The sequence below is a fragment of the Paenibacillus polymyxa M1 genome (assembly GCF_000237325.1).
GTDB classification, from domain to species: domain Bacteria; phylum Bacillota; class Bacilli; order Paenibacillales; family Paenibacillaceae; genus Paenibacillus; species Paenibacillus polymyxa_C.
This window is the reverse complement of the sequence record NC_017543.1, coordinates 65,823-90,445: the sequence shown is the minus strand read 5'-3', so window position 1 is coordinate 90,445 and position 24,623 is coordinate 65,823. Positions and strand designations below refer to the sequence as shown.

3 protein-coding genes are annotated in these 24,623 nt (G+C 47.0%); all 3 read left to right on the top strand.

The features are described 5' to 3' along the window. Window positions 1-104 precede the first annotated feature (104 nt). The 3 genes from PPM_RS26665 to PPM_RS28940 are packed head-to-tail and all read left to right on the top strand — an operon-like array spanning window position 105 to window position 24,579. Window positions 105-9,821: a hybrid non-ribosomal peptide synthetase/type I polyketide synthase gene (locus tag PPM_RS26665; RefSeq protein ID WP_014600095.1), complete on the top strand. Its 9,717-nt coding sequence runs from the start codon at window positions 105-107 to the stop codon at window positions 9,819-9,821. Window positions 9,822-9,859: 38 nt separating this feature from the next. After that, window positions 9,860-17,146 carry a non-ribosomal peptide synthetase gene (locus PPM_RS26660; RefSeq protein ID WP_014600094.1) on the top strand — a complete coding sequence of 2,429 codons (7,287 nt, stop codon included), beginning with the start codon at window positions 9,860-9,862 and terminating at the stop codon, window positions 17,144-17,146. After that, a complete protein-coding gene (locus tag PPM_RS28940; RefSeq protein ID WP_014600093.1) occupies window positions 17,146-24,579 on the top strand; it encodes a hybrid non-ribosomal peptide synthetase/type I polyketide synthase in 7,434 nt (2,477 codons plus the stop codon). The genes PPM_RS26660 and PPM_RS28940 overlap by 1 nt, the downstream gene beginning before the upstream one ends. Window positions 24,580-24,623 lie beyond the last annotated feature (44 nt).

Genomic DNA, 24,623 nt, shown 5'->3' with positions numbered 1-24,623 from the left:
ACTCTATCATTCCAGCCAATCTTATCTAAAAGTGTTCCTTCACTTTTCAAAAGAAGAAACACTTTTTAATTTTACATGGCTTTTTATTTGTGGAGGTGAAAGTGTTGTTAAAGAAATCTTCAATTCTGGAAATTATCCAACAACGTGTGGTAGAAATGCCAAATCAAACGATACATACGTTTCTTAAGGACGGAGAATTACCGTCTGACTTGCTCACCTATGCTCAGCTAGACCTTCGAGCCAAAGCCATAGCAAGTGCTTTACAGGTAAAGGTTAAACCGGGTCAGCGGGCGATTCTTCTTTTTAATCCTGGCATCCATTATATAACAGCGCTTTTTGGGTGTTTATATGCTGGAGTCATTGCGGTTCCTGCTTATCCTCCCCGTCTTAGACATCAGTCACTTGACCGGGGGAGCCTACGAATTTGCTCTATAATTCAAGACTCTAATCCCGTAATTCTGTTAACTGAATCGGGTTTATTGGCACAACTTGAAGATTGTAAAGAACAGGTCCCCGAACTCTTAACGGTGCTACGCTTAGTGGTTGATCACATCCCTTGTGGTCAAGCGAACTCCTATGTTCCATTTGATGCAACTTCGGACATGGTAGCCTACCTTCAATACACATCTGGTTCAACTTCCACCCCCAAGGGAGTAATGATCACGCACGGTAACTTGTTGGCACAATGTCATCTTATGGTGCAATCCTTGCGATATAAAGAGGACTCCGTTTCTCTTATATGGCTCCCTCCTTTTCATGATTGGGGACTAATCGAAGGAATTATGCTCCCAGTTTACAATGGGCATTGTGGATATCTGATGGACCCGGTCTCTTTCGTGCAGCGGCCAGTTCGCTGGCTTGAGGCGATTACACAGTGGAAGGTTACGCATGGTGGAGGTCCAAACTTTGCCTTTGATTTATGTATACAAAAGGTTTCGCCAGAGCAAATAAGTGAGTTAGATTTGAGCAGTTGGGGTTCCGTAGCAGTTTCGGCAGAGCCCGTTCGAAAAGATACGTTAGAGCAATTTGCATCAAGGTTCGCCACTTGCGGATTTAGACGGCAAGCGTTGGCACCCGCGTATGGGATGGCGGAAACAACCCTTCAAGTTGCGTCATCCCTAAATAATGGACCGTCCTATGTCATAGCAGATGCTTCAGAATTGGCCTTGAATCGAATTGTAGATTGTAATGATGAAACAAATGGAGTTGCCTTGCCATCCTGTGGGAACGCCGGTTGGGATACGAGAATTCTTATCGTTGACCCGGAAACACTTAAAGTTTGTCCCGATAATCAGGTGGGTGAAATATGGGTAGCAGGCAGCTCGGTAAGTGCAGGATATTGGAACCAGCCGAAGGAGACAGTAGATATTTTCCAGGCCTATACTAGCGAAACAAATGAAGGACCTTTTTTACGTACAGGTGATCTAGGTTTTTTACGGAACGAAGAATTGTACTTTACGGGGCGTTTTAAAGATTTAATTATCGTCGATGGGCAAAATCACTATCCACAGGATATAGAACTCACTGTAGAGAAAAGTTGCTCTATTGTACGCAGAGGTGCGGGCGCAGCATTTGCTGTAACGACCATGGGAACGGAAGGGGTTGGTGTTGTCTACGAAATCGAGCGTTCAGCTCGCAAGGCTAAACTTGACATAGAGGCGATTGCTCATCAAATTCGGGAGACGATCTCCGGCGCTCATGGTATTTCACTAGTATGCCTCGCCCTAATTCGTCCTGGAAGCATTCCAAAAACAAGCAGTGGGAAAATTCAACGTAGCGCCAGCCGTAAGGCTTATGAAAACGGGTTGCTGAATACTATTGTTAGTTGGAGTTCCTTGGAGCAATCTCAAAAGAAAGACAGGGCAATTCAAGTGGATCATCACAAATGGGGGAAATATGCCAGTCCTGAGAAAGCAGAGACGCTGGAGCGATGGATCTGTGAACAGATAGCTCCCCGGCTAGACATTCTTCCTGAGGAAGTTAACGTGCGGATGCCTTTTTCGTCTTTGGGGCTCAGCTCAAAAGAAACCATCCTTCTGACGAGTGAGATAGAGTCGTACGTCGGATGGAAGCTATCTTCGACGTTGCTTTATGAGCAATCAGACATCCATGAGTTGACGAAATACCTAACAGAGAGAAATTCTGTTAACAACAGGGTGAACAAACTTGAGTCAAATCCGCCCAAGCCAACCGATAATGTGGAATCTGTTGCGATTGTTGGAATGGCGTGTCGCTTCCCTGGAGCATCCGATCCGGAAGATTTCTGGCAGGTGCTTCAGAGAGGAGAGGACTGTATTAGCGAGATCCCGACAGATCGTTGGTCTCTGGAAAAATATTATGATGCTGATCCTGACGTGCCAGGAAAAACTTATAGCAGGCATGGGGGGTTCCTATCCGATATTGATGTCTTTGATGCTGGATTGTTCAATATCTCACGTCCTGAAGCAATGGAAATGGACCCGCAGCAGCGGATTCTGCTGGAGTTGAGTTGGGAGGCTCTGGAGCGTAGCGGTCAGTCGCCAGATCGTCTGGCAGGTCATCCTACAGGGGTATTTCTTGGTCTTAGCAACAGTGACTATCAACGGTTGCAGTTTATGGATATTGAACGACTTGGCCCGTATGCTGTTTCTGGCGGAGCGTTAAGCACGGCTGCAGGACGAATTTCATATTGCTTGGGACTACAAGGGCCTTCAATAGCAGTAGATACCGCCTGTTCATCTTCGTTAATGGCCGTGCACTTGGCCTGCCAAAGCTTACTCAATGGAGAATGCGAGATAGCACTAGCGGGTGGTGCCAATCTTACGATCGCGCCCCAACTGTATATTAGTCTCTCAAAGGCAAAAATGTTGTCCCCAACAGGACGATGCCACACCTTCGACAGTACCGCCGACGGGTATGTACGTGGGGAAGGTTGCGCAGTAATTGTATTGAAGAAGCTATCGGATGCTCAAGCTGCAAAAGACAATATCTTAGCGGTGATCCGTGGTTCGGCTGCCAATCAAGACGGGCGAACGAATGGTCTCACCGCACCGAACAAGGCTGCCCAGACTTCGGTTATACGCGAAGCGCTCAGCAATGCGGGTGTACTGCCGAATGAGGTCCAATATGTGGAAGCGCACGGTACAGGAACTGTATTGGGAGACCCTATAGAAATGCATGCTCTCGCAGACGCGCTTTGTGAGGAACGAAATGGGGAAAATACTCTTTTTGTCGGATCTGTAAAAACGAATATAGGTCATTTGGAATCAGCAGCTGGCATCGCGGGTCTACTAAAAACAGTTCTTTCGCTGCAAAATCGCTCTATACCCAAAAACCTCCATTTCTATCAGCCTAACCCTTACATTGATTGGAACTCGCTTCCTATCAAAGTACCGACACTAAATATGCCCTGGCAGCCAGGACCTTCTCTACGAAGGATCGCTGGAATCAGTTCATTTGGATTCAGCGGAACGAATGTACATGTTATTCTGGAAGAAGCGCCATCTGTTGTAGACAAGCCAATAACAGAACCTGTCGATTCTTCGTTACAACTGCTAACTTTGTCAGCGAGCAGTGAATGGTCGCTACGGACTTTGGCAGAACGATACGGGAGGTTTCTGCAAGAATCTCCGTCAGTTTCATTAGCAGATTTCTGTCATGCGGCAAATACGACGCGAGCTGATCTGCAGTATAGAATTGCTATGGTGGGGGCAACTAAAGAGGAAATGTCTGCTCAATTGCTCTTAATCGATAAAAGAATGGACAAACCACTCTCTTTAACAAAGACTTTCAAAACACCCAAAATTGCTTTCATTTTCGCTGGACAAGGAGAGGCGTACCCCGGTATGGGTCGGCAACTGTATGAGACGGAATTCATATTCCGAAAGACCATTAATGCTTGTGATCTAACGCTTCAGGCATTTCCTGCATTTCAAGGGCGATCAATTAAAGCTGCAATTCTTGGAGAGAAGGAAGCAAACAACTGGATGGAAGACACTTCTTATGTTCAACCGCTTCTTTTTGCTTTTCAGTATGCCCTAACTGAACTTTACCGCACTTGGGGGATTGAACCTTCTGCTGTGAGTGGTCACAGTTTAGGAGAATTTTCTGCTGCGTGTGCCTCCGGCATGTTGGGCTGGATGGATGGATTGCAATTGGTGGCCGAACGCGGTCAGTTAATGCAATCTTTAGTAGAACCCGGCCGCATGGTCGCTGTTATGCTGGGATTAGCCGAAGTAGAAAACCTGCTGGCACCTTATGCAGATCGTTTATCAGTCGCTGCTATTAATAGTGCAGGGAATACTGTGGTTGCTGGGGATACAGAGGCTATTGACCAACTGTGCGAGCATCTGAATGCCAATCGAGTGGATAGTCGACTATTGCGGGTTTCGCATGCTTTTCATTCTGCCAAAATGGATGTAGTGATGGAGCCATTTGAGGCTGTTGCGACAAAATACGCTTATGGAGCACCTCAAATTCCACTCATTCGTAATTTGACTGGGACAGTTTGGCAAGCTGGAGTAAAGCCGAATGCCGAGTATTGGCGTGATCACCTTCGTCAGCCGGTAAAATTTGCGGCGGGTATACAAGTGCTCGGTGGGCTGGGTTGTGATGTATTTATCGAAATCGGGCCAACAGCAACACTCACACATTTGATATCTCAGACTCTGATTAATACCGTCTCTCTTCCGTCATTGAGGAAAGGAGGGGACGAAAGAAGAACTCTTTTGGAGACACTAGGATCATTGTATTCGAGAGGATCTATTTTAAATTGGAGCGGCAGAAATACACGACAGTCAAAAAAAATTGCACTCCCTACTTATCCATTCGATAAAAAGCATTATTGGAGTCCATCAGTAACGGCTGATTGGTCAAATTACAGGGAAGCAAGAGGAAGCGAGCTTACAAGTAAAGCTGAATTAAGTAACATCTTATCTTCTGGATTCGAGTCAACGATAGAGGATCACCCGTACTGCGATGTGCGGAAGGAGGACATCAACTATATTGAGCGAATCCTTGAGAACGGAATAGATCGAACAGAGGCGCTAGCCGCTTATCTTCACGATGTGCTAGCTTCAATGCTAATGCTTTCAGAACAATCTCTGGAAGACCAGCAAGTGATGAGCACAATGGGATTCGACTCGTTGATGGCTATACAATTGCGCAATCGTCTGAAATGTGATCTTGGGATTGATCTATCCATCGCCTTGCTGATGGGGGAAGCGACAATAGTAAGTATAGCTTCAGAATGTGCTCGACTCGTGGACCTTGCGATAAACGCCGGTTTGCAAGTTGAGCCAGAGGTGATTATGCGACTGGACAGGAAAGAAAAATCGTTCGCGCTGTCGACGTCGCAAATGCAACTCTGGTTGCTTCAAGAAATAGACCCTTTAACGACTGCTTACAACTTGCCTACTGGCCTGCGACTGAAAGGAACGCTGCAACAAGACATCTTACACCGATGCCTTCAGGAGCTTCTTGACAGACATGAGATTCTACGGGTTCGTATTGATGTTGTTGAAGGGGAACCACGCCAGCGGGTACTTGCTCCCGAACCAATGCCATTACCAATCGTTGATCTTCGCCATCTCTCACTAGAACGGGCTGAGCAAGAAGCGCGCCGTATTGCTTTAGAGGAGGCCAGTTCTCCGCTGGATTTGAATAAAAATCCGCTTATGCGGGCGCAGCTTATAAGACTTAGTGATGAGGATCACATTTTGCTCCTCTTGTTTCACCATATCGTGGCAGACGGATGGTCTTTGGTCGGTGTATTACTACAAGAGCTGGATTTATTGTACACCGCGTTTTTGAAGGGGGATGATTACCCGCTTCCTGAACTGCGAATTCAATATGTTGATTATGCCCAGTGGCAGCGGTCACGATTAAGTGCCACTTATCTCGCTCCTCATTTGCACTATTGGAAAGAGCATTTGGAAGGGGCTTCTTTTGAACCCTGCTTTCCAGCCGATCGGCAGCGAAATGCCTTTACTAAGCATGTTGGGCGCAGGATACACGCTTACCTGTCAACTGATTTAATAGAAGCGGTGAATGCATTGAGTCGGGCTCAGAACGTTACTCCTTTCGTGACACTAGTTGCGGGTATGAAGGCTTTATTGTATCGCTGGACTGGCCGTGAAGACCTCATCATTGGCACAACTGTGTCCAATCGAACAACGGACGAGCTTGAACATCTGGTGGGTGACTTTACCAATCATTTGCCTTTGCGTACGACAGTGAGTGCGGAAAAAAGTGCTTTGTCATTCATTCAAAGGGTTGGAAACACAGTTTTGAACGCTTTTGTTCATAGTGAATGTCCTTTTGAGAAAATTGTTAATGCGGTTAATCCTGACCGTTATGGCAATCGAAATCCATTGTATGATATTGCAGTTGTTATGCATACATTTTCAGACAGAGCGACTTCGCTAAAGATTGGCCCTGCCTTGGATGTCTCCTTTATCGCTCCAGTGGCACAGATCGACAATGGTACGTCTGAGCTGGATTTGATTTTCGACCTTCTTGAAACTCCAAAAGGTTTGCTGATCGAATGCGAGTTTGATACCGAGATATTCGATGCTACGACTATTGAAAGATTTATTCAAAGCTATGAAACTTTGATGTGGGGGCTGGTCACTAATCCAACATGTGCTGTTAAGGACTTGCCGCTTTTATCAGAGACAGAGAAGCGTAGGTTAATAACAGAGAATAGACAAAATCTTATCGAATTTTCACCACAAGCTTGTTTGCATCAATTGTTTGAGAAACAGGCTCAATCTCATCCTGACAACGTGGCCGTAGTTTGTGGCGACAGCCAACTGACCTATGAGCAGTTAGAAGTCAGATCGAATTACTTGGCACGCAGACTCATTGATTTGGGAGTTGGGCAAGGGATTGGGGTTGGTATTTGTACCGAACGCTCCATTGAAACGGTTATTGCAATTCTTGGTGTTTTGAAAACCGGGGCTGCATATATAGCCTTAGATCCAGTGTACCCTACAGAACACTTAAACTTTATTCTCAGTGATTCATCAGCTACATTCGTTGTGGTACAAGAGACAACGCGTGAGCGTGCGCTTCAATTGAAGGGGGCTCAAATCATCTGTATTGATGCTAGAGTGAAGCCCCGGTTAGAAGATGGCAAGCCTCTTAAAGTTGCTGTGAGTCCCCATGACCTTGCTTATGTCCTTTATACGTCGGGTTCAACAGGAAATCCAAAGGGGGCACTGATCACACATTATAATGTCGTTCGGCTATTTCAGGCAACAACGGATTGGTATCATTTTGGAGAAAAGGACGTATGGACCTTGTTTCATTCGTATGCGTTCGATTTCTCCGTTTGGGAGCTGTGGGGGGCGTTACTTCATGGGGGTAAGCTGGTCGTGGTCCCTTATACTACAAGTCGTTCGCCAGAATTGTTTTTGGACTTGTTACGTGAACAAAAAGTAACGGTGTTGAACCACACTCCTTCTGCTTTCCGTCTTCTGATTTACGCGATTTGTCAGCGCTCTGATTCGGTTCCACTTGGTTTGCGATATGTAATTTTCGGCGGTGAAGCACTTGACCCTAGGCAACTTGTCCCTTGGATTGAGCGATACGGATTAGACAGTCCACAGTTAATTAATATGTACGGTATTACGGAGACGACGGTACATGTGAGCTATGCCCCAATCCAATCCATACAAGAGGCGATACTGCATCCCGCTTCGATCGGCATGCCAATACCTGATCTTCAGATTCATATTCTCGATTCTAGCCAGCGTCCACTGCCGCTTGGAGCTATAGGAGAAATTTGCATTGGTGGAGCTGGGGTTTTCCAAGGTTATCTGAATCGTCCTGATTTGACAGAATCTCGGCTGATTAAGAATCCATTCGATACACGCAAACTTTTATATCGATCGGGAGACTGTGGACGTATGTTGCCAGGAGGTTCGCTAGAATATTTCGGGCGTGGAGACGGGCAAGTCAAAATTCGTGGTTTTCGCATTGAATTAGGTGAGATTGAAGCTGTGATCAAGCAGCATCCAATGGTTCAAGATTGTGTGCTGCAGGTATGGGAACCGACATCAGAGGATCGCCGATTGGTTGCGCATGTCGTTGCAAAGCCAGAAAGTGCTAAAACTGTTTTGTTCGGAGAACAAATGGAACAAGAGCAAGTTTTTCAATGGCAAACCGTCTTCGATACGACCTATGGTCAGGGAGAAGCATATGAAGATCCTACCTTGAACATCACAGGTTGGACTAGCAGCTATACCAATCAGCCAATCCCTAAAAATGAAATGCATGCTTGGGTCGAACATACGGTAGCACAAATTAAAAGATTAAAAGCGGATCGTATTTTGGAAATAGGCTGCGGTACCGGTATGCTTTTGTTTCGGCTGGCTCCAGGTTGTACATGCTATACGGCTTTAGATCTGTCCGATGTGGCTTTGAACTATATTCGGAGTCAAATGGCAACTGTGGGGATAGAGGAAAACAAAGTGCAATTGCTCCATCGATCCGCAGATGACCTATCCGGACTGGTAGACCATTCGTATGATACAGTCATCATCAACTCCATGATGCAGTATTTACCGAGCATTGAGTATTTTATAAATATATTGCATCAAGCGGTGCAACGGGTGAAACCAGGTGGGACAATCTTTGTTGGCGATGTAAGGAACGCTGCTCTGCTAGAAATTTTTCATACCTCCATACAATTTTTTCATGCGCCGGAGGACATGAAGTTATCACGTATTTGTGCTGCTGCCCAGCATGCAGTAAGAGAAGAAAACGAACTGCTCGCTGAACCTGAATTTTTTTATGCACTCAAACGTCAGATACCGCAAATAAGTCATGTGGAGATTTATCTCAAACATGGAAGCTGCGACAGTGAGTTGGTACGGTATCGTTATGACGTGATGCTTCACATTTCTGCTGAGGATGCTTTCAGTGCGGATTCACCTGAATGTAATCCACTAGTGCTTGATTGGCAAAATGAAAGCCTCACCCTCTCTTCTCTACGAAGCATGATAGAGCAAGAGAATCCTGAAGCTTTAATCGTAAAGAGGATACCGAACCGGAGATTGTCCAGTGAACTGGGGATTTGGGAGCAGGTCATGCATGGACCCAAGGAGCGGACGAAATTGGACGTGCTGCCTCTGCTTTCAACTTGGACTAAGGAAGGCATTGATCCTGAAGAACTGTGGGCTTGGGAGCACGAACTGCCTTATTCCGTTCATGTTGGTTGTGGTGATACAGCAGATGAGCGCCATTCTTTTCATGCTGTCTTGTTGCATCGAGGGATGAGCAGACAGGGAAAACGTTTTTTTCTGCCTGAGCCTATATTTGAGGAGAGACCTTTAATTTCGTATGCAAATGACCCATTCCAAGGTACGTTGGCAAGGAAGCTTGTACCACTTTTACGCACTTATGTATCCGAGAGGTTGCCTGCTCATATGGTTCCATCTTCATTTGTGATTTTGGATAAAATTCCTCTTACTGAAAATGGAAAGCTAGACCATAAAGCTCTTGTCGAGCCCGATTCCGAACGGCCTGAGCTGGAAACTGTTTACGTGAAACCCCGCAACCCGATTGAAGAAATGCTGGCTACTATTGTTTCTGAGATTTTAGGTATCGATCAGGTTGGAGTGAATGACAATTTCTTTGATCTTGGAGGTAATTCACTGCTTGCCACCCAATTTGTGGGTCGAGTTCGCGCAGCTTTTATGGTTGAGGTACGTTTGGTTGAACTGTTCACCTCTCCCACGATTGCTTTATTATCCGAACACATAGCAGACTTGCTGGTACAAGAAGTGGGGAGCGAGATATTGGAAGAAATCGCATTAGCAGAAGATGCTTTCGAATAATTATGTTCGCCAAACAGAAGAAGCGAGGGGGGAGTAACGTGAACGAGTCATCACAAAAAATGAAAGCATTAACGCAAACGCAGTTGAACCAAGTACTGGAGCGTATAGGAAGCAAGAAAAAGGGGATGACCCCTATACCACGTCGTGACCATAAGGAACATGAAGCAGGTCTTTCTTTAACCCAGCAGCGATTGTGGTTCATGTGGCTTCTTGATCCGGACAATCCGTATTACAACGTTCCTGGGGTTCTTCATCTAACGGGGGCGTTGGATTTCTCTGTACTGGAACGCAGTTTGAGCGAAATCGTCCGCCGTCATGAAGTACTACGCACCGCTTTTATTGAAGAAGAGGGGCGAGTCGTTCAGCGCGTAATGCCAGTAGAAGATTTTCGTTTATCGTTTTTCGATTGTAGCACACTGTCAGAGCCTGACAAATCAACAGAAGCAGAGAGAATCGTCTTGGCCGAAGCCAGTCGCACGTTCCATCTGGGAAAAGCTCCTTTGATTCGGGGAGTGGTCGTGCAAATGAGCCCACAAGAGTCTTTATTTGTGGTTGTTATGCATCATATGGTTTCAGATGGATGGTCGCTCGGAGTGTTCTTGAAGGAACTGACCGCTCTTTACGATGCGTTGAGATTAGGAAATGCATCGCCATTAGCCGATCTTAAAATCCAGTATTCTGACTTTGCCGAATGGCAACGGAGCAAGTATGAAGCAGGGGACATGCGGGAGCAACTAGCTTACTGGAAAAAGAAGCTGGGACATGATAATACTCCTATTTTTCTTCCTGCAGACCATCGTCGTCCGGCAATTCAAAGGTACAAGGGAGCCAAATTGCGAGTAATGCTACCATCTGACCTGCAGCAAAAACTGGAAGATACTGCTCGTAAAAGAAATGCCACTTTATTTATGATCCTATTAGCTGGTTTGCATGCTCTACTGTACCGTTATTCTAACCAAAGCACGATCCGCATCGGCTGTCCTGTTGCGAACCGGAAATATCCGGAAATGGAGGATCTGATCGGTGTTTTTATGAACACACTTGTTATGCGTGCTGATCTGTCTTCTGAACTTTCTTTCATTGAGTTGTTGGATCAGGTTCGTACTATCGCTCTGGAAGCACTTGAACATCAAGATGTCCCTTTTGAAAAATTGGTAGAGGAATTGCAGCCTGAAAGACACTTGAGTCACAACCCTTTATTTCAAGTGGCTTTCTTTTTTCAGAATTCACCGATGCCACCTCTGGATCTGGCTAACTTAACGATACAACAAATTCCAGTAGATTGTGGAACCTCTAAATTCGATCTTACGTTTCAAGTTACTCCATGCGAGGAGGGATTGGAGCTCGAAATCGAATATAATACCGATCTGTTCGATGAATCTACCGTAGCCCGTATTTCATCTCATTGGCAAACGTTGCTTGAATCCGCTGCAAGCAATGCGGAACTGTCGATTGGCGAACTACCGATACTTAACAAAGAGGAATTGCTTGATTTTCAAGCATGGAACAATACGTCGTCCAGTTATGACGGCCCTTGGCTGCTCCACGAAATGTTTGAGAATCAGGTTCGTCGTACACCGAATGCCGTAGCCTTAGAATTTGAAGGTGAAAAGCTCACATATCTGGAAATGGAGCAGAAAAGTAACCAACTGGCTCACTATCTGAGAAAGAAAGGGATCGGACCGGAACAGACGGTAGGTATGCTTTTGGATCGTTCGTTCGAGCTCGTTATTGGCATTTTAGGTATCCTCAAGGCCGGCGGGGCTTACGTACCTATAGGTCCGGATTATCCGTTGGAACGAATCCGCTTTATGATTGAAGATTCTAACGTGCAGGTTCTTCTTACACAAACGCACTTAAAGGAAGTTTTTCCTGAGTTGGAAATTCATGCGGTTATGCTTGATGCCGAATGGGAGAACAAAATTTCTCAAGAAAGTGTATTGCCGGTAAACGTCGATATAAAACCGGAGCATCTAGCATATGTCATATATACCTCCGGCTCGACGGGCAAGCCCAAAGGGGTTATGAACGAACACCGAGGGATTTGCAACCGAATGCATTGGATGCTTGAAACTTTTCAGCTTGAAACCTGCGATCGAGTCATTCAAAAAACGACATACACGTTTGACGTCTCCATTTGGGAGATGTTCTGGCCGCTGATAACGGGCGCACGGCTGATGATAGCCAGACCGGACGGGCATGTGGATAGTGCGTACTTGGTTGATTTCATCTCAAAACACAGAATTACCGTGGCTCATTTCGTCCCTTCTATGCTGCGAATTTTTCTGCAGGAGCGGGATTTGAGTCGCTGTTCCTCACTCCAGCAGGTCTATTGTACAGGCGAAGCACTTGCCCCAGATATTGCGCAAGCGTGTATAAAAAGACTAGGAGTCCGTTTGATTAATCTGTACGGCCCAACAGAAGCCGCAGTCGAAGCCACTTGGTGGGAATGCAAGCAGGATGAATTAACAGTGCCCATAGGTCGACCTATTGCGAATATGCAGATGTATGTATTGGATGCTCAAGGACATCGTGTGCCGATCGGAGTGGCAGGGGAACTTTATATAGGCGGAGTAGGTGTAGCTCGCGGCTATTGGGGCCAGGAAGAACTGACAGCGGAACGATTTTTGCCTGATCTATATACAGACAGACCCGGCGCTCGATTGTATCGTACTGGCGATTTGGCACGCTTTCGGTCGGACGGTGCGTTAGAGTTTCTCGGCCGTAATGATGATCAGGTCAAGGTCCGTGGATTTCGGATTGAACTGGGGGAAATCGAGGCAGTGATGAGGCAACATGCGGGCGTATGTGATGTTGTCCTGATTGCGCAGCCCGATGCCTCGGGTAGCTCCAGACTTATCGCCTATTGGGTGAGAGCAGAGGGCGCAACGCTATCGATCGCTGACCTTCGTGAATATACACGGCAAGCGTTACCTGCATATATGGTTCCTTCATTGTTCATTGAACTGGAACATATCCCCCTCTTGGGCAATGGCAAAGCTGATCGTAACTCCTTGCCTTCACCCGATGCGTCGCAGTGGGACAAAGACAAGGCAAAAGTATCTCCCCGGACACCGTTAGAGAGAACGTTGGTCCAAGTATGGAGCGAACTTCTCGGTATTGGTGAGATTGGAATAGAGGACAGTTTTTTTGAATTAGGAGGACACTCTCTTTTAGCCATTCAATTAGTTTCCAAAATCCGAGAGATTTTAAAAATAGAGTGCCCCCTGCGTGAATTAATCGCTGCACCGACGATTGCTGAGCTATCGGCTTACTTGGATAAAGCTGCAGCCGCAGGAGCTTGTTCCGGGTTGCCGCAAAGTTCTGGAGATTATGCTTGGAAACCTGCTGTTCCAGCCCCAGAGGATCTCTATGAGCCTTTCCCGCTCAATGATGTGCAGCAAGCTTACTGGATCGGCCGTCGTTCTGAATTTGAGCTTGGCGATGTAGGAGCACATCTTTATATCGAGATTGAGACCGATATATTCCCGGTCTCACGTTTGAATCATGCTTTAAACGTACTCATTAATCGTCATCCGATGATGCGAGCTATCGTCCGTAACGATGGAATGCAGATTATTCTTAAAGAAGTTCCGCATTATGAAGTAAAATACAGAGATTTGCAACATTTGAACTCCATCGAGGCAGAGCAAAAACTTAATGAAATTCGGAATAAACTCTCACATCTTAATAAACCTGCTGATCAGTATCCTATGTTTGATGTCAGTGTAACCCGCTTTTCCATAGACAAGCTTCGTTTGCATTTTAGTGTAGACCTATTAATCGGGGACGCACAAAGTTGGTACGTTTTGCTGCAAGAACTTACTCAGCTTATCCATAATCCGCAAGTTCCTTTAAAACCATTAGAGTTAACATTCCGCGACTATGTGCTTGCTGAGCAGCAGATACTTGAAAGTGAAGCGTATACTCGTTCGGAAGCTTATTGGGCCGCACGGATACCGGAACTGCCGCCAGCCCCTGAACTACCTATTGTCCGCTCGGCGGGTCCATTAAAAGCATCAAGGTTTCGCCGTCTCGCTTCTTTTCTTCATGCGGAAGATTGGCGTTTGCTTTGTGGCTATGGAGGACGCTTCGGAGTTACTCCATCGATTATTTTACTAGGGGCATTCAGTGAAGTGCTAGCCGCTTGGAGCAGGAATCCGAGGTTTACGATAAATTTAACGCTTTTCAACCGCCTTCCCTTACATCCAGATGTGAACCGGATTATTGGCGATTTTACGACTCTAACGTTATTAGAGGTGGACTGTTCTAAAGAAGCTTCATTTGGATCGCGGATAAAAATGATTCAGCAGAAGCTTTGGGAGGATTTAGATCATCGTTTTTATAGTGGTGTAAAAGTGATGCGTGATTATGCGCGCACCAATCTGGACAAGGCTGGCGTAGTTATGCCGGTTGTTTTCACTAGCACTTTAACGGCGGTCGATGGTCTGGATGCCTCCGTGATGCGGGGCTTGGGCGATGTGGTGTATGGGATAAGTCAAACCCCGCAAGTCTTTCTGGATCATCAGGTTTACGAAGATGCCGGCATGTTGCGTTTTCATTGGGATGTGGCTGAGGAACTTTTCCCTCCTGGAATGATCGACGATATGTTTACGGCCTACTGTTCTTTGCTCAGCCGATTGACGGAAGAGGCTCAGGCTTGGGACGAGCCTGTCAGACACTTATTGCCGATGAACCATTTGGAGCGGATTCATGAAATCAATGCAACGGAGACAACACTACCGGGAGGATTGCTTCATGAGCCATTTTTTGAACTGTCACGCCAACATCCGGGGAATTTGGCCATACAAACGCCTGAATTAACATTAACTTACGTTGAATTGGCGTGTCTTGCAAACAACTTAGCCTGCTGGATCGAAAGCCGGGGTATAACTCGGGATCAACCTGTGGCGATAGTGATGGAGAAGGGATGGGAGCAAGCGGTAGCTGTGCTTGGAATCCTGCGTGCCGGTGCCTCGTATCTTCCGATTGATCCGAGCTTACCGGACGAGCGGATTCAATTGCTGTTTTCAGATGGAAACATCCGTTATGCCATAACGCAATCAAGGGTGAATTCACGTATTGACTGGCCCAACCGGGTCGAACGTTACTGTGTGGACGATCACAATTTTCAGGAGGATGAAATCCTTCAACCTATGCAACATTCGGCTTCAGAGGATGATTTGGCCTACATTATTTATACGTCGGGATCAACAGGGGTACCCAAAGGGGTAGCTATTACGCATAGAGGTGCAAAGAATACACTAGAAGATTTGCGTACCCGCTATCAGATAGGGTTTGGAGATCGGGTACTGGCTTTATCTTCGCTTAGCTTTGACTTGTCGGTGTTTGATCTAGTAGGCATGCTTCAATCAGGCGGTGCAGTCGTTTATCCACATTCCGAGGGAGCGAAGGACCCCAAACATTGGCTTGACCGAATGGATGAATGTCAGGTTACTGTTTGGAACACAGTTCCTGCTTTAATGGGTCTTTTGGTTGATTATGCGAATGCGTCATTTCGGCGTTTGCCGGACAGCCTGAGGTTGATATTACTAAGCGGCGACCGGATTCCTATTCGCTTACCAGAAAGGATTCGTGAAATTGCTCGGCCCGATGTGAAAATTGTGAGCTTAGGGGGTGCGACGGAAGCCTCAATTTGGTCGGTTCTATATCCCATTGAACATATTGAGTTGGCTTGGAAAAGCATCCCATATGGTCGACCAATGGCTAACCAGCATCTCTATGTGCTGAATGAAAAACTGGAGCATCGTCCTGTCTGGGTTCCCGGGGAATTGTATATTGGGGGAATCGGATTAGCCCGGGAATACTGGCGAAATGCGGACAAAACTCTTCACAGCTTCATTACTCATCCAGAGTCGGGAGAAAGATTGTATCGTACCGGAGACTTGGGACGGTACTTGCCAAGCGGTGACATTGAGTTCCTGGGACGAGAGGATACTCGAGTCAAGATTCGTGGCTTTCGGATCGAACTTGGCGAGATTGAAGAAGCACTGAGGCGGCATGAGGCCGTTAAGGAGGCACTTGTAACAGTGAAGGCGGGTCCATCGGGTGATTCTTTAGTTGCAGGATATGTGCTGCTTCATACTACTTATACCAATGAACTCGACGGTCAGCACTTGAGAATGTACCTAAGCGATAAACTCCCGGATTACATGGTTCCAGCCACAGTCTTTATCCTGGAGCAGTGGCCAATAAACGCTAATGGAAAACTGGATGTCAAGGCCTTGCCCGCACCACATCAGATTGGACTGACCACAAAAACGGATGCAAGCCAACCAAAGAAAGAAACAAATCGGAACCAAATTTTGGCCTTAATTAGGGAGACCTTACAGTTTGAGATTTTAACAGAGGAATCCGATCTTCTTAAGCTTGGCGTTACCTCGATGGATGTTGTGCGAATGGCGAATGCTTTGGAAAAAGCATTCGGTATTCGAATTAAATTCGATGAATTCTACCGTCATCCGACAGTTGGGGACATAATACGCTCGTATACTTCCAGACTGGATAAAAATACAATGGTGAAATCCCGGCAGGCCCAGGCGGTCAAAGCTGAGGAAGAAACCGCTATGGTTGATTATGAAATCATTTTGGACCCTGAAGAACGCGAGCATTTTAAACGACAGCGTCACTGGTTGCGATCGGAACCGTACGCTCCTTCAATTGACCTAACCAACAAGAAAAAATCTGCCGGATTCAAAGGATTGGAGCCATGTCGCCATTTTGCGCAAGAGATTGTACCCTTTATCCGTCTGGCAAGAATGCTCCAATCGCTGCGGCATAGTGAGGTGGGTGGAAAAAGCAGCAGGCAATACCCATCTTTCGGGGAACTCTATGCGGTTCAGACGTATTTATATGTTCATGGTAGACACGTCGAAGGATTGGATGAGGGGATATATTACTATGATCCGTCCAAAAATAGGCTTTTGTTCCTGTCGCCTGAAGCACGGTTAAGTAAAGATATTCACGTCCCGTTCGTATATCAGCCCGTATTCGAGCAGGCAGCTTTCACGATTTTCCTAATAGCTGATCTGGATGCCATCGGACCGATGTACGGAGAGCAGGCTACCCGTCTGTGCACTCTTGAATCTGGTTATATGGGACAGTTACTTATGTCTGAAGCGTCAGCATGTGAGCTGGGTCTATGCCCAGTCGGCGTAATCGAATTTGATTCTATCCGAAGTCTGTTCAAATTGAAAGACAATCATGTGCTGGTGCATTCACTTCTCGGCGGAGTACCCGAAAGCCAGACTAACGATCTGGAAGGGGACGGAGAAGAATACGTTTGGGAGGAAGGCATATTGTAATGAATGATACCACTACCAGCCTTATACGCGCCAAAGTAGACCAGATTCGTAAAAAGGGGATTGATCTGTGGGTTGAAGATGGAAATTTACGGTTTCGCGCGCCCAAAGGAGTTCTGACACCGGAGTTACGTTGCGATCTTCAAGCTCACAAAAAAATGCTGTTATCTTATTTGCAGGAACAAGAGGGAGGTAGTGGGCTGTTAAGCCTACCACTCGCCCCCATTAGTAGAAAAGCCGAACTGCCTCTGTCATTTGCCCAACAAAGATTGTGGTTTATGCAACAGCTTGATCCTACTCATATTTCATACAATGTACCGATTACTACTCAGATTGAAGGGGCATTGGACGCTGACATTCTAGAACGTTGTTTGAACGAAATCATCCGTAGGCATGAAACGCTGCGGGCCACATTTCCATCATCTAATGGAAAGCCAGTGCAACATATCCAAGACTCGATGTTTCTCAAATTAGAACGTGTCGATCTTAGGGGGGAAGTAAATACAAATCGGAAGAACCTAGCCCTGAAGTTGGTCGTACAGGAAGCACGCATTCCTTTTAACATTGCATCGGGTCCGCTAATTCGTTCAAAGTTGATCCGTGTAGAGGATGAATCATATATTCTTGCATTGAATCTACATCACCTTGTAACTGATGGATGGTCTATGGGGATTTTGGGCCAAGAGATCTCGATTTTGTATGGAGCCTTTTTGACAGGAGAGCCGTCGCCCCTGCCCGAATTGGAAATCCAATATGTTGATTTCGCTTATTGGCAACGTCGATGGATAGAGACAGATGCTTTACAAACTCAAAAAGCGTATTGGCATCAAAAGTTGGAGCATTTGCCTCCTTTAGAACTGCCTACGGATTATCCTCGTCCAGCCCGGCAGAGTTTTAAAGGGGACATGGAAACCTTTTTATTTCCTTCTTCATTAGCCGAAGCGCTCGCTGATTTTAGCCGTCAACAGGGTGTAACCATGTTTATGACCGTCTTGACAGTTGTCAGCGTGCTTTTAACCAGATATACGTCACAGGATGAGATTTCGCTGGCCACCCCCGTATCTACACGCAGGATAACCGGATTAGAAAAGGTAATCGGGACCTTTATGAATACGTTAATCATGCGGATTGATGTAGCTGAAGAACCTACTTTTCTTGAATTACTGGAACGCGTGCGGGACGTGGCTATCGAAGCATTCGAGCATCAGGAATATCCTTTCGACAAGTTGGTAGAAGAAGTTCAACCAGATCGAAGCGTAAGTCAATCGCCTTTATTTCAAGTGCTTTTCTTATTTGAGACTGTTAAGTCTTCTTTGATTCAATTGCCCGGATTGCAAACTGCTTCCATCCAGGTCCCTTTAGGCACTTCTCGCTTCGATATTGTGCTGTTACTCACTTCCACTGAACGCGGGTTAGAAGGAGCTTTAGAGTATGCAACAGATTTGTTTGAACCTTTAACTATTCGTCGAATGATCAGGCATTTAGAATTGCTTTTAAATGGAATTGTTGCAAACCCCCAAGCTCTTCTATCCGAACTGCCTTTACTTACGTCTGAAGAAATCCGGATGCAGGAGAAATGGAATGCGACCAAAACTGCTTTGGTGCAGGAACGCACATTGCATGAGTGTTTTGAAGCGGCTGTGGAAGCCTATCCTGATCAGACAGCACTTGTTTACAAAAATGAGAAATTGACCTTTCGCGAATTAAATAGACGCTCCAATCGTTTGGCCCATCGTTTACGTAAACTCGGTGTGGGACGGGGGACTCGGGTAGGCTTTTGCCTTAATCGTTCAATCGAAGCGATTGTGAGTTTGCTTGGGATTGTAAAAGCGGGCGGTGCTTATGTTCCAATTGATCCCACTTATCCTGAAGATCGAATTCGTTACATGATCCAAGATGCTTCACTGGCAGTGATCCTGACTGACAAGTTTCTGGATAGCAAGCTTAACGACAATTCAGCGATTCGTGTATATTTGGAGGCCGGGGAAGAAGGGCTAGCTGAAGAATCCGATCTTAATCTGGATCGTTTGGCAATGCCAGAAGATCCGGTCTATGTCATCTATACCTCGGGCTCGACAGGTCAGCCTCGCGGGGTCGTTGTAATGCACAAATCAGTATTCTATTTAAGTGAGGCCTTAGAGGAAAGGATTTATCGACATCATTCAGGAGTACAGCAGATTGCAGTAAACGGTTCTTTATCCTTTGACACATCGGTCAAACAGATTATTCAGCTTTTTCGGGGCCGCACATTGCATATCATCCCTGAAGATATTCGTTTGAACGGCAGCGCCTTCGTGGCTTACCTTCGAGATGAGGGAATTGACGCTTTCGACTGTACGCCCTCCCAGTGCCGAATGTTGATGAGATTCGGGCTTTTGGAGCATCAGGGTAATCGTCCATTGCTTGGATTGATCGGTGGAGAGCCGATCGAGGAATCAACATGGTTGGAGATGCGTGAAGCCAAGGGACTGGAGTTTTATAACTTATACGGACCTACAGAGTGTACGGTAGATGCTACCGTTGCCCGGGTGCGAGACAGTGTTTTTCCTTCCATAGGCTATCCATTATCTAACGTTACAGTTCACCTGCTTGATGCACATCAGAATCGGGTTCCCCTAGGAGTTAACGGTGAAATCTGGATCGGTGGCTCCGGCGTATCCGAAGGCTACTTGGATAGACCGGATTTGACAGCAGTAAAATTTTTGCCGGATCACTTTTCTGATGTGGAAGGAGCCCGACTATATCGGACCGGCGATATTGGAAAACAGCGTGATGACGGTTCAATCACTTTTTTGGGCCGGATCGACGACCAAACCAAAATCCACGGATTTCGGATTGAGCCAGGTGAAATTGAATCTGTATTTACTAGTCATCCAGATATCGAGGAAACATGTGTCGTAGTTCGTAAAGATGAAGCGGGACAGGATACTTTAGTTGCCTATGTCGTACCGACACTCGAACGTGCTCCCATGGTTTCAGGGCACAGGCGATATCTACTGGACAATGGTCTGGCTGTCGTGCAGTTGAATAAAAATGAGACCAACTTTTTGTATCACGATATTTATGAAAATCTGGCTTATCTTCGGCATGGTATATCGATTGAGGAAAACCATACTATTTTTGACGTAGGTGCCAATATCGGTTTGTTTACTCTGCAGGCCCATATGCAAGCTCCCGGCGTGCGTATTTTCGCATTTGAACCCAATCCATATGTACGGGAATTAACGACTTTAAACGCTCGTTTGTATGAAGTCGAGGCCACGATCATAGACTGCGCGCTCGCCGCGGAGGAAGGAATGGGAGAGTTTGCTTTTTACCCCAAATTTTCTTTTTTGTCAGGTTTACACACAGATTTACATGAAGAAAAAGAACTGGTGCGTTCCTACATTCGCCGTAACGGTACCCCATCGATGGACATGGATCAAGCGCTGGAGACTATTCTGAACGACCGTTTGAAAAGCGTACAACTGTCTGTTCCTGTCCGCAGGCTCTCTGATATAATGCGCGAATATCAGGTCGAACGCATTGATTTATTGAAAATTAATGTAGAAAAAGCTGAATTAGCCGTGCTCCAAGGGATAGACAATGAAGATTGGCCCAAAATCGAACAAGTTGTATTGGAACTCCACGATGTAGAGGGCCGTCTTCATATCGTCACCGAGCTGTTAAGGCACCATGGCTTCGAAGTGATCTCGGAGAAAGATTGGTCTCTGGATGTTTCGCAAAGCGTCTATTATATTTATGCGACTCGCGAACTCAAAGAGACTAAGGTGAAAGATTGGGTGACTCCAACACTTCCGATGAGTGCCAATGAAATTCGCAGCTACGGTAAGCAAAGGTTGCCAAATTATATGCTCCCATCACAAATTGTGTTTATGGAACAACTACCATTAACACCGCATGGGAAGGTTGATCGCAAACGGCTTCCTGCACCTGAAGAAGCTCGTGAACAAGATTCAGGCACACAGCAGTTTCCTCAAACTGCAGTTGAATGCGCGGTTGCCTCCATATGGAAAGACCTGCTAAATATCAGCAGTGTGGGTCTTGATGAAAATTTCTTCGATATCGGAGGGCATTCTTTATTGCTTGCACAGGTCCACGCCAGATTAAATGCCGAACTTTCCAGCAATATTGAATTGTTGGAGTTGTTCGAGTATCCAACGGTTCGTTTATTGACTCAGCGGTTAACTCACTTCTCAGAAGAGAATGTGGAGAACACTCCGAATCGAACGGAACTTGCAGCAAGAGACATGGTAGATGCCGACCCCAAAGATGAATCGGTGGCCATTGTTGGCATGTCGGGAAGATTCCCTGGAGCATCCGATATAGAACTGTTCTGGGCAAATTTGACTAACGCGGTCGAATCCATCCGGCATTTCACGCCAGATATGCTGGAAAAAATCGGCCTTTCCAAAGATATATATGCATCGTCTGAATATGTATCTGCTCGAGGAACGATTGATGGAATTGAATGGTTTGATGCAAGCTTCTTCGGCTATAGTCCAAGGGAAGCGGAGATGCTTGACCCTCAGCAGCGTTTGTTCCTTGACTGTGCTTGGGAGGCGGTGGAGAAAGCCGGATACGATCCCTCAAGAGGTGAAATTCCTATAGGTGTTTATGCGGGGTCAGGCATTAGCACCTACTTACTTTTCGCGCTGTTCTCTCACTTTAATCTGGCAGATCCGCTACTTTCTTATCAAGCGCTTATGGGGAATGATAAAGACCATCTGTCAACTCGTACTGCCTACAAATTAAATTTGAAGGGGCCCAGTCTTTCGGTGCAGACTGGGTGCTCGACTTCTTTGGTAGCCGTTCATCTTGCCTGCCAAGCATTGTCGCGAGGCGATTGTGACATGGCCATTGCGGGTGGAGCGACCATTACTGTTCCTCACGAACAGGGATATGTCTACCAAGAGGGGGGGATTTTCTCGCCAGACGGCCATTGTCGGGCTTTTGACGCTCAGGCAAAGGGAACGGTCGCTGGAAGCGGTGTAGGTGTCGTGGTCCTTAAACTGCTGAACAAGGCATTACAAGATGGCGATACCATTCATGCCGTCATTAAAGGATCTGCCATTAACAATGATGGCGGACGAAAGGTAGGCTACACGGCTCCAAGTATTGGGGGACAGGCGGAAGTTATCCAGATGGCACTGGATTCGGCAGGTGTCAAACCCGAGACCATTTCATATGTGGAGGCTCATGGGACCGGCACTCCACTTGGTGACCCCATTGAGCTGGCGGCGCTAACGAAGGTGTTTGGAGCTTCGGCGAATGGTCCCTGGTGCGGGATTGGCTCGGTGAAAACCAACGTCGGTCATTTGGATGCTGCCGCAGGGGTGGCCAGCCTGATCAAGGTGGCGTTATCGCTGCGTCACGAGATGCTACCGGCGAGTCTGCATTATACGAAGGGCAACCCGGCAGTGGATTGGGCCAACAGCCCGTTTTATGTCGTAGATAAGACACAGCCATGGACCCATGACCAATCACTTCATCCTCGCCGGGCAGGGGTCAGTTCCTTTGGCATTGGAGGCACGAATGCGCATGTCATTGTGGAACAAGCTCCTGCACAACGGACGTCGGACGCTCCATCAGCGGAAGAGGTGCTCGTGTTGTCGGCTCGAACGCCGTCGGCGTTACAAACCATGTGCGAGCGATTGGCAGCGCACTTAGAGGCTCATCCGTCGCAAAAGCTTTCCGATGTGGCTTTCACTCTGCAACAGGGGCGCAAGGCATTCGATCATCGCTGGAGCGCCGTGTGCGGCAGTACGGAGCAGGCGTTGCGCGCCTTGCGAGGCGACGACGTAAGCCTAGTTCGCACCGGTGCAGTAGCTGCGGGAGAGCGTCCGGTTATTTTCGCTTTTCCCGGACAGGGAAGCCAATATGTAGGCATGGGCGCGGAACTGTACCTGCAGGAGGCGAAATACCGGGAAACGGTGGATCGCTGTGCCGAGCTGTTAAAGCCGCAACTGGGTATGGATATCCGGGATGCGTTGCTGGGAAGAGATGGCTTTGAAGAGAAGCAATTAGAGGAGACATGGCTGACCCAACCAGCGCTGTTTGTGACCGAATATGCCCTGGCCCAGTTGTGGATGAGTGTGGGGGTGAAACCCATTGCGCTGATCGGGCACAGTCTGGGAGAATATACGGCCGCCTGTATAGCAGGAGTGTTCAGCTTGGAGGAAGGGCTGGAGCTGGTGAGCGTCCGTGGGCGACTGATGCAGCGATGTGAAGCGGGAGCGATGGCGGCAGTTGGCATGGTCGCGTCCGAGTTGGCCGAACAATTAGGAGGAACGCTGGAGATCGCAGCCATCAATGGACCGCAAATGAGCGTGGTGACGGGACAGACGGAAGAGGTAGAAGAATTGATGGTTCGCATGCAGGAAGCAGGTGTAGAATGCCGCCAACTGCGAACGGGCAGCGCATTTCATTCCTCGCGGATGGAAGCGGTGCTGGGAGAACTGGAAGAGGCTTTGAAGCGTGTAAAGCTCCATGCACCGCAGCTACCTTACGTATCTAACGAAACGGGGGAGTGGATTACCAAGGAGCAGGCAAGCAATCCGGCCTATTGGGTGTCGCATACGCGCCGAGCGGTGAGGTTTGCAGACAATGCGGAGCAGGTGCTAAAGAGGTATCCGAATGCGGTAGTCATAGAATTAGGTCCGGGGCAGACATTAACGACATTGATGCGGCAGTCAGGCTGCTGGGAAGCGGAGCACAGAGGCATGCGTACATTACCAATGTACAAAACCGGGGGCGGAGAACGGGGGCAGTGGCTGAGAAGCGTGGCAGAACTGTGGAGCGGAGGTGTAAGCATCGGATGGGGAGCGTTACACGAGTCCCGGGTGCGTAACCGGGTAGAATTGCCAACGTATCCGTTTGAGCGTCAACGCTATTGGATCGAACCTCGTTTGACTGTGTTTTCGAACGCAGCATTATGTGGACTCGGCATAGGTCAGGTTCCTTTACACGGCGCTGTGGAGGAAATAGCTCCGATTGTGGAATCAGCAGAACAAATGTATCCACGCCCTCAACTAGCAACGCCTTTTAAGCCACCGGAGACTCCTTTGGAAGCAGGTCTAGTGGAAATTTGGAAGAAGATTCTCGGTATTGAACAAATCGGAACACATGATGATTTTTTTGATTTGGGCGGACATTCTCTTCTAATTGTACAAATGACAGCGGAAATTAAGCGAACTATGGGCTTTGACATTGAGGTACCACGTTTTTTTGAATATCCATGCATCGCACATTTGGTTCTTCTAGTGGAGGAACAACAAACAACGGAGGGGCGAACGGATTTGGATTCACTGGGGATAGACGATTCTGCAGAGTTACTGGAGCGGGTGAACAGTATGACGGATGAAGAGATAGATACCTTACTGAAACGAATGGAAGCGGGGTCTGGCAAAGATATCACGCTGTTCGAGTCCGAGTGATTTACGTTTTAGTGTGAAGATGAATGGATGGGAAGTGGATAAAA